The organism is Sporosarcina sp. Y1009 (assembly GCF_057669865.1).
Genome location: NZ_JBYHFO010000012.1, coordinates 32,017 through 49,894, shown reverse-complemented (window position 1 = coordinate 49,894; position 17,878 = coordinate 32,017). Strand labels below are relative to the sequence as shown.

Genomic DNA, 17,878 nt, shown 5'->3' with positions numbered 1-17,878 from the left:
TTCTCAAGCCATGAAAATTGTTTAATGTTAGATTATGAACAAATTTTTTCTAAGAAGGAGTGACATTCCTTCTTTTTTTATTCTCCCTCTTGTTTATTAACGGAGAATAAGGACTGTAAACTAAAATTTCACGAGTCTTGCAATTTACATAAATTCAAAATAATTTACTAGCAACTCTACATCTAGATTGTATCATTGAAAACTATAAGAAGCGTTCCCTTCGCTGAAAGAAACGCCTCTTTCGTAAGAACTATATTTACTCAAACGTTTGGCATTGTTTTTCGCTTTCTTCTTGCGAAATATGTTCCTTTATTTTGACGTTTGTCACTTGTAATCCTGTTAGGTTAGAATCACTTACAGAAAAAGTAAGTTTATCAAAATCTCCACCGTGATGTCCTGAATAGTTTAAAGCACTGCCAAAAATGAGATGTCTCCTGGGATCTCCATCAATGGGTTCAATTTTGATTTTGGGACACATAAAAAACTCCGAATAAGATGGGCCCAGATGATATAAATAACGTGTAAACAATGCTTCTTCAAGTAACTCTTCTTTAGTAGATCCGTCCAATTCTTTTCTCCACCCGACCATGAGCCAATCATAAAGAGACTGTGACTTTAATCGTACTTTTTGTCTGTTTTCCGAAACGATTAATTCCCCTTCTTTAGCTGTGCAGGTTTTGCGTTTATTCTCAACTACACATGTATAAGCGGGTTCAATAGTGATCACTTCATCATTTGTCATTTTTAACGTCAATTTATTGGATGGATTATCTGAAGATGCCTCGATTGCTCCATTTACTCGGTCAGAATTATTAAGCCAGAATACCACTTTTCTGAGTACACGTTCTTGAAAACCATCATTGATACTGAATACACGCTGAAATCCGGAACTATTTTCAACTTTAATGTCTTGAACATCACTATGCACTAATGAATGAGTCATCAATTGTTCCAAAAAAGATTGATTGGCATTCTTCTTTGCTGCAGCTATTTGGCTGGCTAAATCTTGGTTAGGTACTTCTTGCTTCGCAAAAACAACAGTATTATTTACGAGAAATAGGATACAAAAAAGGACGCAGAGTTTTTTCTTCAATAAAGTCCACCTACCTTTTCTTTATAGGTATCTTTCCCGAATATTCTTCAACTATCCTTTCCCGTTTGTTGAAGGGGAACAACCTTATTCGCCAACTTGAAGCAAATACCTTTTTTCTTTCCCATCATACTCAACAATCAAAATATCTTTTCTTTCTTTTGATGCGAAAATCTTTGCACCAACGGGTAATTTATTAGCCATCCCTTCAGATATTTTCCCTACTTGTTCATCTTTTATTATTTCTTCCTCTTCAATCCAATCTACATCCGTTTTATAAACTTTCCCATCAAATTCAAAGATGTCTGCTTCTGTATTTTGTTTTAATACTTGTTCCTTACTTAAAACTCCTCCTTCACTCTGTCCAGGACTTCCTGCACACCCAATCAATATAGAAGTTATTAAGAATAATATAAGAACAGCAGATAACAATCGCATAAACAGCCTCCTTTATTTAAAAGACATAAGCATTTGATATCCAATTTTCATTTTGGTTCTTTATTGCACTAAGAGTGCGTTAATTTAAAAACTCTATTACAGAAATCTTGCAGATCCTCGTAAACTTTACCATATATTCAAAATCCCTTAATGGCAATCCTAAATCAACATGCATTCTTTTATCCTTCTTCTTTTATCCCATATCCCGCTTTATGGATGAAGTATTACAAACCAATCTAAATTCTTATCTCTACTATGTATAAGTTTTTATTATCTAGTCGAATGAACAGAACATTGTGTTATTATTAATCAAATAGGTTTTATCAAAAGGAGAGATGGGTGTGGGGATTTTGAAAATAAAAACCATTTCTGCAATACTTATCATTGTAATCGGGATAATTGTTGCTTATATTTTTCTTCAGCATAAAGAATACACAACTTTAAGTGATTTAGAAGAGCTATTTCAAAAACATGAGATTTCATATGAGGTTTTACCCGTGAATGAAGAGTATCAACTAGGCACAGCTAAAGAACAAAATATTTTTCTAATCGAAGATAATGATGTCTATGTATATATCGTAGATGAGCCATATTTCGAACAATCGGCACTGGATGTATCCAACGATTTTTTCAATAATGAACGAACAGTTGCTACCGTCAACAATTTTATTTTTGCGTATTCAGATACAAATATTAGACTCTTTTATGCTGAACTATATGCAATAATTGATGAAATAAGAGAGTCACGAAAGTAAAAAAAAGAAAGAGGTGAAAGTATCTTTTCAGTTTTTCTCGAAAGAATAGTTAGAGGAATGCTTATTTGTTGTGTTTCAACAATGCTTAGAATCATTGACTAGTACGAGGTGGTAAGGGCAAACCCAGATATACCCAGGTGTCACTGCTGGTCTACCCTTGAGAGAAATATTGGATTAGTGCTGGAGTTCCCCCAGAATCCTCTGGTTTTCCGCATAGAAAAACCCCGAGTTATATTGGATCAAACCCCGGGATTAAATTCAAGCAATTATCAAAGCAAGAGAGTAGAAGTTTTCAAACAAAAACGGCCCATTCCTCTCGAAATGTAACCGTTTTTTAAAGTGACATAGCATGCCCATGTCTTTCCAAGTACTCTTCCTTTTCTTTATAATCCGGCATAATACTTCCAACTCGTCTCCAAAATGATCGATCATGATTCATATGAACTAAATGACATAGTTCATGGATTACCACATAATCGATGACTTCAATTGGGGCCATAGCTAGACGATAATTAAAGGTTAGATTTCTATCCGAACTACAACTACCCCACTTGACTGTAGACTCTACTATTTCAATTGTTTTAGGCTTAACTTTCAGTTGCTTTTGATAGATTTTTATCCGCTCTTCTACGATCGTTCTGCAACTAGCGATATAGAACTTCTTGAGATTTCTTTCAAGTGCCTCTGCATTTAACTCACTACAATCTATTAATTCATGAAGAAAATACTCTTTCCCGAGGTATAAGAACTTCCCATCGGCGTGATACTCTCTTGCCTTAGGGGTTTCTCGAGCTATTCCAATTTCATGGAGTTTCCCTAGTATCCATTTCCCTTTACTTTTTATTGTACCAACAATCATTTCTTCGCTTGTGTCTTTAGGAACTTTAAGAGTTATGAAACCAAACGAATCTATATGAATGGACAGCTTCTTCCCTCTTCCATACTGAACATTAAATTCTATAACTTTATTTTCAAATTCAACTTTCATGACTAGCACCGTCTTTATACATTTACTTCCGACCTTTGTTTTTTAATATAACCATTGGAATCATCCTGTACAGTTCTCTGTTTTGATTAGCATATCGAATACAATCTGGAACTACAAGGGATAGAGGAAAAAGGTATTGGAAATGTAAGAAGAGGGCTGGTGGTTTTGGACAAGAAAAAACCCGGAATCCTATTGAGGAAAACCGGGATACTATTGAGTTAGATATGGAAATCGGAAGGGTTTATTATCGCCGAGTGATGTTTATATTGTTTTACAGATACACTCACTGTCAAGGGCTCATTATATCTTGAAATCCTCTACTCAACTACTTCATGATTATAATAATTTCTATTCGATCTATTCATCACAATCATGTTAATTACTACTCCTAGGATTAAAAAGGCAAACGAACCTATAATATAAATCACTCGAATGTCGAATAGTTCAGCAAACAGCCCAATTGCAGCTGTAAATACGATGACTAACAAGGCCTCCAACATACCAAAAACACTTGTAAACCTTCCCATAATCTCTACTGGTACATTGGTTTGATAGAAAGTTAGAAAACCTATGTTTGCAAACGACAATGCGAATGTTAATGTAAGAAATCCAGTAGCTGCCCAGATAAAATCATTTGAATAAGCAAATATTAAATAGCCACCTGGCGTGAAGATAGTTCCTACCCCAATTAAAACATTTAGTTTCAGATACTTGGCGAATAAAGCATTGATCAATGAACCTGTTATGAGTCCAATTCCTGCTACACTGACAAGAAAACCATAAGTACTTTCAGATAACGAGAGAACCTCTGTTGCAAATACAGCTTCTAAAGAATCTAATGCAGACATAAATACAATGATTCCACTAAAGAGAACATAAACCAAGGCCACATGGATATTTGATTTACTAAAGCCAATAACCTTTTTCCAATCATTTACAATTAATTCAATGCTAACTTTTTCTGAAATGTTTTTCTCACTTATCAAGTCTAAATTGGGAAGTAAAAGAATAATTACAGCTGATATAAATAACGCCATGGAATTTAGTTGAATTGCTAAATATGGGGACCCAAACATGAACAGTAAGCCTGCAATAGAAGGTCCTAATATAAATCCGCATGAATTAATAAAATTTCTAAGTGCATTAAACCTTTGCCGGTCACCTTTTGGAATTAACTTAGTCATATAGACCATAGACGTTGGCCCGAAAACTGAACTCGCTATATTTACAACAAATATAAACGCATAAATCAGAACAATTGACTCTATAAATGGAAGTGCAAATACGAGTATAGCTCTAATTACATCTAAAAAAATCATTAAATTTCTTTTGTTTAACCGGTCAATAAAACTTCCAGACCAAAAGTTTGTAAATAGTGTTGCTACAGGTATTAATATATAAAGAATTGCAACTGCTAGTGGAGAACCCGTAATATCCAATACAATTAAGTTAAGTGCAATTAAATAAACCCAAGCTCCTAAATTGGAGACCCCGATGCCTAATAAAAGTAATACCGGATTATTCATTCTCATAAATTCCATTGCATTATTTCCCCCTAAATTCAACATTATTTTTCAATAAAAAAGAATCTCCCCCTCAAAGTTATCAACCTTGAGAACGAGACTCCTTGAATTTAGAAGTTCGTGGTGCCATCCCAGTTTGTTTCTGCGTTACCACAGAAACCTTTTCAAGTACCACATACTAATAAGATTATGTTCATACTCTGTCTCTCTAACGGGAGAACCCGACACATGATCTAAAACAAACTTCCCATGTGTAGCTCCGAGATTTGGTTCAATGTGTTATTACATCCTCCATTTCCAGCCGCTGGAGTTCTCTGTTATGCTTGAACACAGTTACTCTTCTCTTCATTGCTTTTTTATGTATTATATTCATATGTAAAATTCATTAATCTAGTTGAAATAAATTGCACCATAAATTCGACAAAAAAGGATGGCACACCCTATAGTTTAATAACTTTTTAAATTCCAGCTATCTGTACACCATTAGGATCCTTCTGATTCTCTACTGAAACTCCTTTCATAAAAGCTTTGTTAATTGTAACTATATCCCCTTTTACGGTGTGGACATTAGCTACCTTCTTATCAAGCAATTGGAATAATATTTTCTCGATCCCTTTAGATTTAACAGATAACTCCAATTCCTCGATTCTTGCTTTACCAGAAGGTTCATCGATTGCATCAAAGTTGCTCTATTGCAAATCTCATCGTGCTCTTTAGCATTTACCAAAAAACCAATATGGTCAAACATTACTTTTTTTCCAAAGCCAAAGGTAATATTAATCGCGCCTTTTCTTGCTTCTATTATTCTGAATGTAATATCTTTATCCCTAAAATCGTCCCAATCTAATGGAGGATTAAATGACTGATAATCTCCTTGAAACTTTCCAATACGCTGTGATATTCTAAATCCCTGTTCTAAATAGAATCTCTCTGTATCTTCCACATAAGGAGTCCAAAAATGGTAATGAAATAACATAAAAATCCCTCCAATTATAAAAACTTTCCTCATTCACCTACCTGCCCCTATTGTCTAAATTCGACAAAAAAGGTGCTTCTCCTTCTTTGAGGATTGCACCCGTTTGTTGAAGAATTTTTTCAAACTATAAATCTTGAGATAAACGAACCATATCCCTGCACTGAATACCATTTTCAAAAATGTCTTCTGGATAATGCTTAACAAAAAAGTCTATATCAACACCAACTATTCTAAATCCGCATTTTTGATATAGGGCCAGTTGCCCTATGCTAGAATTTCCAGTTCCAATTTCAATCGTTTTGTACCCTTTTGTCTTAGCTACCTTAATTGCATCCAGTACCAATCGTTTGCCTATACCTCTACCATGTTCTTCTTCTATCACTGCAATATTAACAAGCTCGACTGTCCCTGGTCTTGTTGGAAGTAATACATACACCCCTATAATTCGCTTATAGGATTCAGCTATAAAACATTCGCCCCTATTTATATATTCCTCAACACTCTCTCTTGAAGGGTCGGCCAATAGCAACAATTCCATTGGAAGTTTTTCACCTTTATTTAGTCCCCTAATAACCATTTAAATCTCCTATATTAACATTCCGATACTTAGATTTTAGTATCATTGTTTATTTTATTAACTCGTACCTATTGTATAAATAGAAATGAAATCCGAATTCAATGAATTTTGTGGTATTATAACTTTAGATGGAGACTTCGAAATACCTCCTTTTCTCAAAATATATTTATCATTTAATTAAAATGCAAAAGGATGGTGATTTTTATTAAACTTAAAAACTTTATATTCTTTACTTTAATAATGCTAATTTTAGTAGCTTGTACGAGTATGAGAGAGGAACCTACAGGAGCTATTTTTGAAGGTGAAAGTAAGAATTGACGTGTAGTACTAGAAGTAGGAGCACTTTCAACTTCTGAAGTCTATGTATCTGAGACCCATTTAAGCTACACATTTTCTTATATTGGAGAGGACCCTAAGCCAGAAGTTTTTAGTTATAAAATAGACCCCAAATCCCCTTTCGCAGATACAAACGAGGGTTCACTCGATGATCAGCATGAATGGTTCTTAACAATAAGTGGTCATGCTGATCCAATTTATAAAATTACTCGAATTCCAATAGCCTTTAAATGGGACGATAAAAGTGAAGAAGTGCTAATTGAATTCGTAAAGACAGTATCATATTAACTTTTATTGAAAGAATTAAAAACATGTCTCAACGAGAGACTCGGTGAAAGAAAATCCTATTGGATTGGTACTGGGGTTCTCACAGAGCCCTGCTTTCCACATAGAAAAATCCGAGAGTTGTAATGGATCAATTCCGAGATTTATTAAGATACATCCGTGAATTGTCATAATTAGATAACTTTATATCATTACTCCTCTTCATCTCTACCAAAGATAATTTGACCATTTATATCGAAAGCTGTTACATCTACTGGTAAGATCACTTCATTTTTGGGAATAGTAACATACCAGAACCATAAGTCATCACGAATGAAAATCCGGTTCGGCTGTATATTCCCTTCACTGTTTATTATTATAGTTTTTGCATCGTCACTAGAAAACCCGCTAATTAGCGACAAATCCTTTTGAAGATTACGAGACGCTTGCCAGCTAATCGGTTTATTTTCTTCTCTGTATTCTTGGTAATATAGTGGATTAATAACCTTTTCTATGTCAGTAAAGCCTTTACTCATCAGAACAGGTATAATCCCTATCTCACTGTCGGCAAAAACTAAATTTGAAGTTCCGTCTATAAAAATAATTTTTTCACAATCCCCATATTGTTCGGCTAACCTTTCACAGACGCTTTCCAAGGATGTTGTTGGACGTGATGCCGAAAAATAAACAACAGCAATCAATCCTATACAGAGTAAGGCTACTAAAAATTTTTTTAACATCAAAATCGCTCCTCATTACATGTTTTTTGAAGCCTTGTCTTTAAATTATATACCTTCTGTTGCCCTCTTAAGAAGAGCCTTTTACTCGTATATTGGTTAATGTTAGGAAGCACTAGGAATAGAGAAGAAAATTTGCTGGGAAAGTAGAGAGGTTTGGTGGTTTTCAGCAACAAAAAATCCCGGAACCCTATTGGGGGAAACCAGGATAATATTGGGTTAAACATAGGAATCGGAAGTGTTTATTATTTTGTTACAACAGCTAACTCCAACCAAGCCAGACACTCCCCATGTAAGGAGTGCTGACGGTAGAAAAATAATGAGATGTGCGTGTATTCCTATACTACATTATGATTGAAATATCGCAATAACAGTAAAATTTTACAATGCATCATATTATTTTAACTAGAAGCAATTGGAGGGATTAATAGTGAAATCAATTGATTTAGATTTAAATAGTCTTAAGCAGATGTACAATAAATTCAAGGATACAAATGAAGAAAACATAAAAAATCATGTAGTAATAAAGTTTTTAGAAATGACAGGGTATGATCCATCCGAGTTTTATTATGAGCACCCGAAATATCACAAGAATGGGCGGGCGGATATTGCCGTAAAAATAGATGAAATTACTTTTTTATATATTGAAGTGAAATCAGCAAATAACAAACTAGGTGAAAAGGAACAAAGTCAATTAGCTGAATACCTATATGAAAAAGGATTATCATGGGGAATTCTTACAAATGGTAAAAATTATGTATTGTTTAATAACGGCATAGATGTTATTCCAAATCCACTTAGGTCATTAATGATAGACAAAGTTGTTTTTGACATAGATATATTCAATAAGAAACATAGTAATCTGATTAAATACTATAGAAAAGAAAATATATTTGACAAACAAATCACCAATTACTTTAGAGACATTGCAAGATTTAAAGCACTAAAGTATCCAGATGGGGGTGCTAGTTGGAATGTGTATAAAGGAACACTAATGAATTTTTTTATATTCTATTCAGATCTTGAAAAAAAGTATAGAGGATTAGAACAAATTAGATTAGATGAATTTGAAGACTTTCTTAACTACGAAAAAGAAAAAAAAGGTGTGAAATCAATTGATTCTATTGAAACCTTCACCAACAAGTATTCTCATATAAGATCATTTTTTCAAACCTTACAAATACGAGCACATGGATTTGACGAAGTGAAAAGTAAATTAATTTCCAACTTGATTATTTCAGAAAGGACCGCCGACATAAGCGACATTCTAAAAGAAGAAAACATTAATCTAATATTAGACCTGTATGATAAAAGGAAAGATGCAACGAGAAATAAAACTATTTTCCTTTTATGTATTTGTTTCGGTTTTGAAAGATCAACTTTGATAAACTTAACAATTGATTGCTATAAAAAAGAAAAATTAATTATTGGAGAAAGAGAACTTTCACTCCCATCTAAATTGCAAACATTGATTAGCATGTTGATAAAGGAGAATAATCAAAAAGGTATCAAAGGAGATTCTTTATTTTATACAAAGTACAGTAATCAATATAAAAGCATTTCTACTAACGTGGTTAATTATATTTTCGACATGATTAAAGAAGTTGACACAGATAATATGAACTGGAATGGTTTATCACCTTCATTTATCAGGACCTATCTTATAAATAAATTATTTGAACACAATTACCCAATTGAAGAGATTGTTTATCTGACTGGGGCAGAACTAGGTAGCATTAATAATATAATATCATACAATCAAATAATAAAAAAAGTAAAATCAAGATCAAATAACGTGCCTAAGATTCATCCGTTTCATAATATTTTAAATTAATACTATAAATTAATCGCTTGGGGTGTCTGTAGTAGGTGCCTGTGCAGAAAATTTTCACATTAGTTCAAACAAACACATTTTTTTCTAGTAAACGCGAATGTTTAATCTTTCTTGTTTATTTCTTGCACAGGTACCTTTCATTCGAACTCACACCAACCCCAACCAATAAAGGACTTCTACGGGTGACGAGTGACTACGGTAGACAAATAATGAGTCGTGCGTGTATTCACCTACACCCTTAATTATTGCATATCCCTCTATAGGAGTTGCATTCGTGCAATTATTTGTATAAAATAATTCTCGACTCGTGGACGAAACTCTTAATTTCCTCAATAGTTTCCCGAGAGATTTTATATAAACTTTGTAAATGCTTATCATACATTTTCACTCCTTCAGAATCTACCCATTGATAATCAATATTTAATTCTGGATATAAGTATTGTCTATCATTCTTTGGGAAGAAATTTATTGCCAAATGGTCAGTGTAATCATCTAGTTTTTTTATTAATGCAATGAATAAGCTTTGTAACTCGTCATTAAAAAACCTTTTTGATGGCTGAGTATAATTATAAATAAATTCATGCAATTTCTCTGTACTATCACGCTTGTATGAACAATAACTAGATATGTATTCGATTGTGTCAATAAAGCTTTCTTGTTCAAGAGTACCAATAACCTCTTTAAGCAATGTCTCATTCATTTCTTGCAACTTATTATTTTTCAATGCTGGTATCTCTTCCTTTTTTAGCTCATAATCTGTCCCTCTAACCCAACCTTTAAAGTTATACTGACTCTTGTCCTTTTTCATAAAATCTTGCAATGAATGAGATATTTCTGTTCCAATTTCACTAATATTTCCAACAAAAGCTACTAAATTTGATAACATTAACTCCCTGAAACTATTATATTTATCAACATTCGGCTGCTTAACCTCACGCTCATATATTTCCAGTCCGATGTTTTCACTTTTCTTATTAATTAGATACTGTTCATTCAATACAATAGCAAAAACAGGTATTCCTTGTTTTAATGCATATTCGTACTCCAAGTGCGTAAAACTCTTCCTACTTACCGGCTCTATTGAACCATATTTACCACCCAGTATTAAAATAAGAATATCGGACTCTTTTATCCATTCTTCAATAATCAGCCATTGACTTTTACTAGTAGCATTGAACAGTTCCATTCCAGCAGGAATATGCCCAGCTCTTAAAATTCCCTCTACCGCCTTTTGTCTTTCCTCTATTAAATCTAAATACGTTGAGGATACAAAAATTTGTAATTTTTTCAAAATACTTTTCCCCCTATTAAAGTAATTGCATTAAGTATTGTTTTGCTCATTATGTATAATGTGTGAGTTATAGAAATAGTGTATATTTTAAACATGTTAAAAATTCACTTTTACGGATCAATGGATTTACTGGTAGGTGCCTCTACAAAAAAACTTTCACTTTAGCTAAAATAAACAGATAAGGAAAGGAAAACGATCTGTTATTTCGGCACAAACACCGTTTACTCTAATAACAGATTGCAAAACACTTCATCTAAACACACAGTCTAAAATTAAATTTATGATTACACCTTATGATGACGATAATCTCTCCAATATTAGATAAAGGCAACATAATAAGTACCAAATATGCCCTACGCTAACTTGGGTTGAATAGAAAGCCGAGTTTTTAATTTATTCTATCCCATAAACTTCAATAGCTACCTTCAAGGTTTTTTCTCCAATACCTTTAATCCCTTTTAAATCATTTTTTGTTAAACTACCGTTAATAGCTCTATATTTCACTATTTCTTTAGCAGTATTCTTTGATATATTTAAAAAACTTTGTAATTCATCTAATGATGCCGTAAAGATATCCAAACCTTTTTCTGTTTCTTCTACCACTCCCAAATACTCTAAAATATCAGCAACCATTAAATATGTATGAAAAACAGCCTTCACTGCTTCAACTCGTGTCAGAGTCGTATGCACACCTTTATTTGTTTGCTTATGTGTTCTTTGTAAATAGCTTCCCATTAAATCTACATGTACCTTTGCTAAATCTTTGTTTGTATCACTTTCAATTGCTTCGTCCATAAAAGCCCATATCCGATTAATATATTGCGTTTTCCCCAACTTCCTGCCGTTAATCTCTTTTGTAGATGCAGGATATATTGTATCCGCCAATTCTTCTATAAAACGTCTGCAAGTTGTTAAAGCCTGTGACCATTCTTCGGAATCATCTGATGAAACTCTTTTAAAAGCTACCATTAGTTTTTCTGCTAATACAGGGTTAACATCTAAAAGCTTATCATCAATAGCTTCTCTTAAAATATCAAAACTTGTTTTAGGTGCTTCGTTTAGTATTATCCTGTTATATAATGATGTAGCGTGTTCATAAGTTTTATTTCCTACATATTTTATATGTTTATTTAAATTACTTTTATAGTATGTACCATCATTACCTTTTTTCAATTTAATTAAATCTTTATATTTCTCCTCTATAAATCCTATCCCTTTATATCCCCCACTACTCTCGTTTATCTTTATTTCCAAATCATCAAACGGAAAATGTTTCTGTCTATTTAATCCTTTTTCTTCTAATAGCTCAGCTCAACTATCTTATCAATCTCGTTCTCCTTAGATTCTTCATAAGCTTTCAACAGCTTCTTTAATTCTATAATAAACCCACTGTTACCAAGCTGTATCTCACACCAGTCAGTTAATTCTTTATCATTAAGCATTTTAGATGCTCTTAGTAATTTCCTTACAGCTACCTCGACGAGTCCTTTACTTGATTCAAGTTCATTCATGGCTTCTTTTAATATTTGTTCGACTTCCCTAATTAACTTTGTACTCATACTCATACCCCATTCACATAGTATTTTTTATATTTAAATCAATATTAAATTGTGTCATACGTGTATTCATTATACTATAACTCGAAACTATTGGATTAGTACTGGAGTTCTAACAGAGTTCTGTGGCTTTCCACATAGAAAAACCCCGGATTGTTGTGGATTAAACCCGGGGTTTTATTGAAATATATTCAGAAATAATAAGTGTTTTTTTTTCAGCAAAATCGGGATGGAAATCGTAAGAGTTTATTTTAACTAGACACATCTAACTCCAACCAAGTAACTATCTCTATATGACTACTATGCGGGAACATATCAACCGGCTGTACTTCCTGCGTACGATACCCACCATCTTCTAATATCCGTAAATCCCGTGCAAGCGTTGCTGGATCACATGATACGTAGACAATGCGTTTCGGTTTATATTCCAAAATCGTATCCAATAATTTCTCATCGCAGCCTTTTCGAGGGGGATCGACGACGAGTACATCAAATCGTTTACCTTCGGCGTACCATTTAGGAATTACCTCTTCAGCTGGGCCCGCTTCAAAATGGGCGTTGTCGATGCCATTCAGTTCAGCGTTTCGTTTTGCATCTTCTATTGCTTGTGGAACGATTTCGACGCCGTAAACCTCTTTCGCATTTTTGGCGAGGAATAGTGAAATTGTACCGATACCGCAATAAGCATCGATGACAGTTTCATTTCCAGTGAGCTGTGCGTACTCAAGTGCTTGTCCGTATAAAACTTGAGTTTGCTCGGAATTCACTTGGTAAAATGAGCGTGCCGATATTTCAAATTTAATATCGCCTATTGTATCGACGATGAACGGTTTTCCGTCTAGTAGGAATGTTTTATCGCCAAAAATCACGTTCGTTTTTTCACTGTTGACGTTTTGCATAATGGATGTCACTTCAGGAACGACACGTTTAATGAGTTCAATCGCTGCATCCTTTTGCGGAAACTTCTTTGAACGAGTGACAAGAACAACCATTAATTCGCCAGTTGCACGTGCTTTTCGAACAATTAGGTGACGTAGCATGCCGCGGTGCGTTCGTTCGTCGTATGCTTCAATCCCCATGCTATGCATTTCATGTTTCAACGTGGACATAAGTTCGTCGGCTTCTTCGCCTTGAATAATACAGACATCCGTGTCGACGATATGATGCGTTCGCGATCGGTAAAAGCCCGAAACAACTTCCCCGTTTCTTTCACTGAATGGGATTTGGGATTTGTTTCGATAGCGCCACGGGTCGTCCATTCCTTTGACAGGATGTACGGGTACATGTGGAATTTTTCCGATTCGCTCCATGACATCGCGGACCGTTTTTTGTTTTTGCCGCAGTTGTCCTTCATAGGATAAATGCTGCAATTGGCAGCCGCCGCATTCCCAAAACACATGACAAGGTGGTATAACACGGTCTGGCGACTCTTTTGTTACGTTAAGCAATTTTGCGAAACCGTATCGTTTCATCGTTTTCATCACTTGTATTTCAGCCTCTTCACCTGGAAGTGCGCCGGGAATGAAAAGTGGATAGCCATCCACTTTTGCTACACCGGACCCATCATGCGTTAAATCTTCCACATAGACGTTGAGGCGATCATTTCTATTTACAGTAAAAGACATTGCTATTCCTCCAAAATTCATATGCTTTTAGTTTACCACGAAGATAGGGCGTCGCGAAATATATCCGACGTTTAACGGTGGAAATCCGTAGATATAATGACTATATCCGACAAATCCCTGCGTTTATCTACACCTTTTATAAAGTTATCTTCACAACGTTACTTAAGGACTAGCCATTACAATTATTACTTGACAAAAAGCAATATAATCTGCAGAGCAGAACATTAATTACGCTCAATATTCCAGTTACAATGACTTGAGAACAGTATGAATACTTGCTATAATGGAACAATAAGCACGAGAGGTGATAGGAATGAAAACTAGTAGAAAAGTACTTGCGTACATTACTCGAGGCGAAGAACCAGATTGGGAAATCCTTGTTTTCACTCAAAAAGATAACCCTGATGCTGGCATGCAAGTTCCCGGTGGAACAATTGAAAGTGATGAACTAATTATCGATGCGTTATACCGCGAAATCGAGGAAGAAACAGGGATTACCCGAGAAAACTTAGAACTTAAAGGGAAAATAACGAAGAATAATTATTTTCCTGAACATAAAAATAAGATTTATGAACGGACGATTTTTCATCTCTCCTATATTGGTGATAACGATGAGCAATGGGAATTTATTGTCCGAGGAGATGGAAAAGATAAGGGCATGACATTTTGTCATCGCTTTGTGCCTGTAAGCGAAGTTCCTGAACTCGCGGGAAATCAAGATGAAGCCATTACCTACTTAACGTAAAAAGTTGTCTGCACGTCAATTCATTGACGTGCAGACAACTTTTTTATTATTGAGCCATTCATACTAAATCTTGTTCTCTTAATTCACTTAATGGCGCGAACATCTCAATATGGCGGTAGAGGTTTTCGAATGTTGCAGGTAATGCGCCACCATGTTCTCCGTCCAAATTAAGGAGAACTTCTTCTTCGTGTGACGTCACGACAATTTTTTCTGCTTTGCTTGAAATAACAAGCGGATCACCTATATGCTCACCACGTAACGCAAGTGAGACAATTCGTATAAATTCGGCAATATTACATTTCTTTAAAATAAGCAATGTAAATTTACCGTCATTCAAACTCGATTCAGGGGCAAGCTTTTCAAAGCCGCCAACTGAGTTTGTTAGCCCCACTAGGAACAACATCGCTTCATCATCAAAGACTTCTCCGTCGTATTCAATTCTTACGTGTGTAGATTTAATCGACGGCAACATTTCAATGCCTTTTAAATAATAGGCTAATTGGCCGAGTACCGTTTTTAAACGGCTTGGGACATCATAGGTAAGCTCGGTCATTCTACCGCCACCAGCAATGTTAATAAAATGGCGTTCGTTCATTAACCCTACATCGACGGGAATTGTATCTCCTTCGAGAATGATTTCGAGTGCACCTTTAATATCGCGAGGAATTCGCAAAGCGCGCGCAAAGTCATTTGTTGTGCCCATTGGAATAAGTCCAATTCTCGGGCGTTTTTCAAATGGGCCAATGCCTGCTACGACTTCGTTAAGCGTTCCATCGCCGCCTGCACAAACAATCAAGTCGAAGCCTCGTTCTACAGCTATTTTGGCTGCCTCTGTTGCATCGCCTTCTCCTGTTGTTGCATGACAGGATGTTTCATAACCGGCCATTTCAAGCTGTTCAAGCACATCACCTAGATGTTTTCGAAAAACTTCACGACCAGCTGTTGGATTATAGATTATACGGGCACGTTTCATCCGAATTCCCTTTCTTTCTTTACATTTTAATTTACACGTTTTGTAATACTGGTAAGAAAGTTTTACGAATATCCTCGTAAACAGCTAGCCAATATTCTTGTTTTGTCGTGTATTCTGCAGTAATTCGAGCAATAAACTCATTTTGTTTTTCTTGATAATCAGGCGCATCCTTCGATGGCAATGATTCTCTAAGCTTTAATACATAGTCTTGAAGTTGGCTAGCGCGAGGGCCCCATTTCGCCTGTACTTTCTCATTATTTCCCAGTAGTAAGTAAATTGGAATTGATCTACCGCCGTTCGTTAAATGTCGATCGATTAACGTCGTATCCTCGTCTCGATAGACTACGCGAACATCTAAATCTGCTGCTTCCGCAATTTTTCGTAGAATCGCATTATTCATCATGGCGTCTCCGCACCAGTCCTCAGTAATAACAAGTATATCAGGTTTTACTGTCTTCAATAGTTTGATAAATTCATCGTCTTTCGGGCATTCGAATTGCTCATAAATCCGATGTGAATTTTCTTTATGACTCTCCATTTTATCCATATACGCTTTGAGTGAAATTGCTTCGTCGAAATATTGTTTTTCAGTTTTCATTGACAACACACTCCCTTCCATCAATTGTACGTTTTCCACAAGTGTGATTCAACTTCCAAGGTTCGGTTTAGAAGGCTAAGAATAAAAAAACGTCCTAAGAAAGGACTGAACCAGTCATTTTTAGGACGTTTTATTTAAATTAATGTTTCTCAATTTCCTCAAGAAGGATTTTATTGACAAGTTGTGGATTCGCTTGTCCTTTTGATGCCTTCATAATTTGACCCACTAGGAAGCCGAGTGCGCGGCCTTTTCCGTCTTTATAATCAACAATTGATTGCGGATTTGCTGCTAGCGTTTCGGCGACCATCGTGCGAAGTGTGCCTTCGTCCGAAATCTGGACAAGCCCTTTCGCCTTCACAATATCATCAGCGTTACCGCCTTTTTCAATTAGCTCCTTAAATACTTTCTTCGCAATTTTCGAAGAAATCGTTCCATCTTTTATGAGCTTGATCATGCTCGTAAGCCCTTCTGGCGTTAGTTTTGTTTCTGCAAGCTCTTTTTGTTCAGCATTGAGATATGCAGACACTTCACCCATTAGCCAGTTAGATGCCAATTTTGGATCTGCACCCGCTTCAACTGTCGCTTCATAGAAATCAGACATTTCTTTCGTCAATGTCAAGACCATTGCATCGTATGCTGGTAGGTCGAGTTCATTGATATAACGTTCTTTACGCGCATCCGGAAGTTCTGGAATTTCTGCACGAATACGCGTTTTCCAGTCTTCATCAATATGCACTTCAGGTAAATCTGGATCATTAATGAAACGGTAATCATTCGCTGATCCTTTTACACGCATAAGGACGGTTTCGCCAGTCGACTCATCGTAACGACGCGTTTCTTGTTCAATGATACCGCCTGAAAGTAAGATTTTCTTTTGACGTTCAACTTCTTTAATAATTCCTCTTCGAACAAAGTTAAAGGAGTTCAAGTTTTTCAATTCTGTCTTTGTGCCAAATTCTTTTTGGCCCACTGGACGTAATGAAATATTGGCGTCACAGCGAAGTGAACCTTCCTCCATACGGCAATCTGATACGCCAGTATATTCAACGATTGCTTTTAACTTTTCCAGAAAAGCATAGGCCTCGTCTGCTGAACGGATATCTGCTTCTGATACGATTTCAATGAGTGGTGTCCCTTGTCGGTTTAAATCGACGAGAGAATATCCGTAATCTGTATGTGTTAGTTTACCCGCGTCTTCTTCAAGATGGATACGGTTCAATCTAATCTTTTTCTTTTTACCATCCACTTCAATATCTACCCAACCGCCTTCGCCGATAGGACGATCTTCTTGAGAGATTTGGTAAGCTTTCGGATTATCCGGGTAGAAATAATGTTTTCGATCGAAATGCATAACATCCGCAATGTCACAATTTAGTGCCATTGCTGCTTTCATGCCAAAATCAACGACTGTTTTGTTCAATACGGGCATAACGCCTGGATAAGCCAAGTCGGTTACATGAATGTTTTTATTTGGTTCCGCACCGAAATGGGATGGTGCAGAAGAAAATATTTTAGTGTTTGTTTTTAGTTCAACGTGAACTTCAAGTCCAATTACGATTTCAAAATTCATGA

17 protein-coding genes and 1 other annotated feature are annotated in these 17,878 nt (G+C 35.4%); of the genes, 3 read left to right on the top strand and 14 right to left on the bottom strand.

Going from position 1 to position 17,878, the window contains the following annotated elements:
* Positions 1-256: 256 nt before the first annotated feature.
* Together AC25Y1_RS14175 and AC25Y1_RS14170 are read right to left on the bottom strand one after the other, a co-directional pair.
* The gene (locus tag AC25Y1_RS14175) at positions 257-1,093 is read right to left on the bottom strand and encodes a hypothetical protein (protein WP_488148645.1); all 837 of its coding nucleotides are present in this window, start codon (positions 1,091-1,093) and stop codon (positions 257-259) included.
* A gap of 84 nt (positions 1,094-1,177) precedes the next feature.
* Complete coding sequence (locus AC25Y1_RS14170) at positions 1,178-1,528, bottom strand: hypothetical protein (protein WP_488148644.1); 351 nt, start codon at positions 1,526-1,528, stop codon at positions 1,178-1,180.
* Between the two features lie 341 nt (positions 1,529-1,869).
* Between AC25Y1_RS14170 and AC25Y1_RS14165 the strand changes: the two genes are divergently transcribed.
* Positions 1,870-2,283, top strand: a complete 414-nt coding sequence (locus AC25Y1_RS14165) for a hypothetical protein (RefSeq protein ID WP_488148643.1) — start codon at positions 1,870-1,872, stop codon at positions 2,281-2,283.
* Positions 2,284-2,617: 334 nt separating this feature from the next.
* Here the strand turns inward: AC25Y1_RS14165 and AC25Y1_RS14160 are convergent, their stop codons facing one another.
* From AC25Y1_RS14160 to AC25Y1_RS14140, 5 genes are all read right to left on the bottom strand, one after another.
* Positions 2,618-3,271, bottom strand: a complete 654-nt coding sequence (locus AC25Y1_RS14160; protein ID WP_488148642.1) for a M48 family metallopeptidase — start codon at positions 3,269-3,271, stop codon at positions 2,618-2,620.
* Positions 3,272-3,588: 317 nt separating this feature from the next.
* Entirely contained in the window at positions 3,589-4,812 is a 1,224-nt protein-coding gene (locus tag AC25Y1_RS14155) for an MFS transporter (RefSeq protein ID WP_488148641.1), read from the bottom strand.
* 69 nt (positions 4,813-4,881) lie between these two features.
* Positions 4,882-5,152: a binding site (T-box leader), on the bottom strand.
* Positions 5,153-5,365: 213 nt separating this feature from the next.
* Complete coding sequence (locus AC25Y1_RS14150; protein WP_488148640.1) at positions 5,366-5,770, bottom strand: hypothetical protein; 405 nt, start codon at positions 5,768-5,770, stop codon at positions 5,366-5,368.
* Positions 5,771-5,894: 124 nt separating this feature from the next.
* A complete protein-coding gene (locus AC25Y1_RS14145; protein ID WP_488148639.1) occupies positions 5,895-6,347 on the bottom strand; it encodes an N-acetyltransferase family protein in 453 nt (150 codons plus the stop codon).
* 812 nt (positions 6,348-7,159) lie between these two features.
* On the bottom strand, positions 7,160-7,687 hold the full coding sequence (locus tag AC25Y1_RS14140) for a hypothetical protein (RefSeq protein ID WP_488148638.1): 528 nt from the start codon (positions 7,685-7,687) through the stop codon (positions 7,160-7,162).
* Between the two features lie 427 nt (positions 7,688-8,114).
* Here AC25Y1_RS14140 and AC25Y1_RS14135 point away from each other — a divergent pair, with 427 nt between their 5' ends.
* The gene (locus AC25Y1_RS14135; protein ID WP_488148637.1) at positions 8,115-9,518 is read left to right on the top strand and encodes a type I restriction enzyme HsdR N-terminal domain-containing protein; all 1,404 of its coding nucleotides are present in this window, start codon (positions 8,115-8,117) and stop codon (positions 9,516-9,518) included.
* A 280-nt stretch (positions 9,519-9,798) separates the two neighbouring features.
* On the opposite strand, the gene AC25Y1_RS14130 is transcribed toward AC25Y1_RS14135, so the two are convergent.
* The 4 genes from AC25Y1_RS14130 to rlmD all read right to left on the bottom strand — a co-directional run bounded on the left by AC25Y1_RS14130 (position 9,799) and on the right by rlmD (position 13,990).
* Complete coding sequence (locus AC25Y1_RS14130; protein ID WP_488148636.1) at positions 9,799-10,809, bottom strand: DUF4062 domain-containing protein; 1,011 nt, start codon at positions 10,807-10,809, stop codon at positions 9,799-9,801.
* A 393-nt stretch (positions 10,810-11,202) separates the two neighbouring features.
* The gene (locus AC25Y1_RS14125) at positions 11,203-12,063 is read right to left on the bottom strand and encodes a helix-hairpin-helix domain-containing protein (protein ID WP_488148635.1); all 861 of its coding nucleotides are present in this window, start codon (positions 12,061-12,063) and stop codon (positions 11,203-11,205) included.
* 44 nt (positions 12,064-12,107) lie between these two features.
* Positions 12,108-12,368, bottom strand: coding sequence for a hypothetical protein (locus AC25Y1_RS14120; RefSeq protein ID WP_488148634.1), 261 nt, complete (start codon positions 12,366-12,368; stop codon positions 12,108-12,110).
* Positions 12,369-12,616: 248 nt separating this feature from the next.
* Positions 12,617-13,990, bottom strand: a complete 1,374-nt coding sequence (gene rlmD / locus AC25Y1_RS14115) for a 23S rRNA (uracil(1939)-C(5))-methyltransferase RlmD (protein ID WP_488148633.1) — start codon at positions 13,988-13,990, stop codon at positions 12,617-12,619.
* A gap of 313 nt (positions 13,991-14,303) precedes the next feature.
* On the opposite strand from rlmD, the gene AC25Y1_RS14110 reads away from it, so the two are divergent.
* Positions 14,304-14,735, top strand: coding sequence for an NUDIX hydrolase (locus tag AC25Y1_RS14110; protein WP_488148632.1), 432 nt, complete (start codon positions 14,304-14,306; stop codon positions 14,733-14,735).
* 58 nt (positions 14,736-14,793) lie between these two features.
* On the opposite strand, the gene AC25Y1_RS14105 is transcribed toward AC25Y1_RS14110, so the two are convergent.
* From AC25Y1_RS14105 to gatB, 3 genes are all read right to left on the bottom strand, one after another.
* Positions 14,794-15,708 (bottom strand): diacylglycerol kinase, encoded by a 915-nt coding sequence (locus AC25Y1_RS14105; RefSeq protein WP_488148631.1) that lies wholly within the window; start codon positions 15,706-15,708, stop codon positions 14,794-14,796.
* 31 nt (positions 15,709-15,739) lie between these two features.
* Positions 15,740-16,306, bottom strand: coding sequence for a thioredoxin family protein (locus tag AC25Y1_RS14100; RefSeq protein WP_488148630.1), 567 nt, complete (start codon positions 16,304-16,306; stop codon positions 15,740-15,742).
* Between the two features lie 139 nt (positions 16,307-16,445).
* A complete protein-coding gene (gatB, locus tag AC25Y1_RS14095) occupies positions 16,446-17,876 on the bottom strand; it encodes an Asp-tRNA(Asn)/Glu-tRNA(Gln) amidotransferase subunit GatB (RefSeq protein WP_488148629.1) in 1,431 nt (476 codons plus the stop codon).
* Between the last annotated feature and the right edge of the window lie 2 nt (positions 17,877-17,878).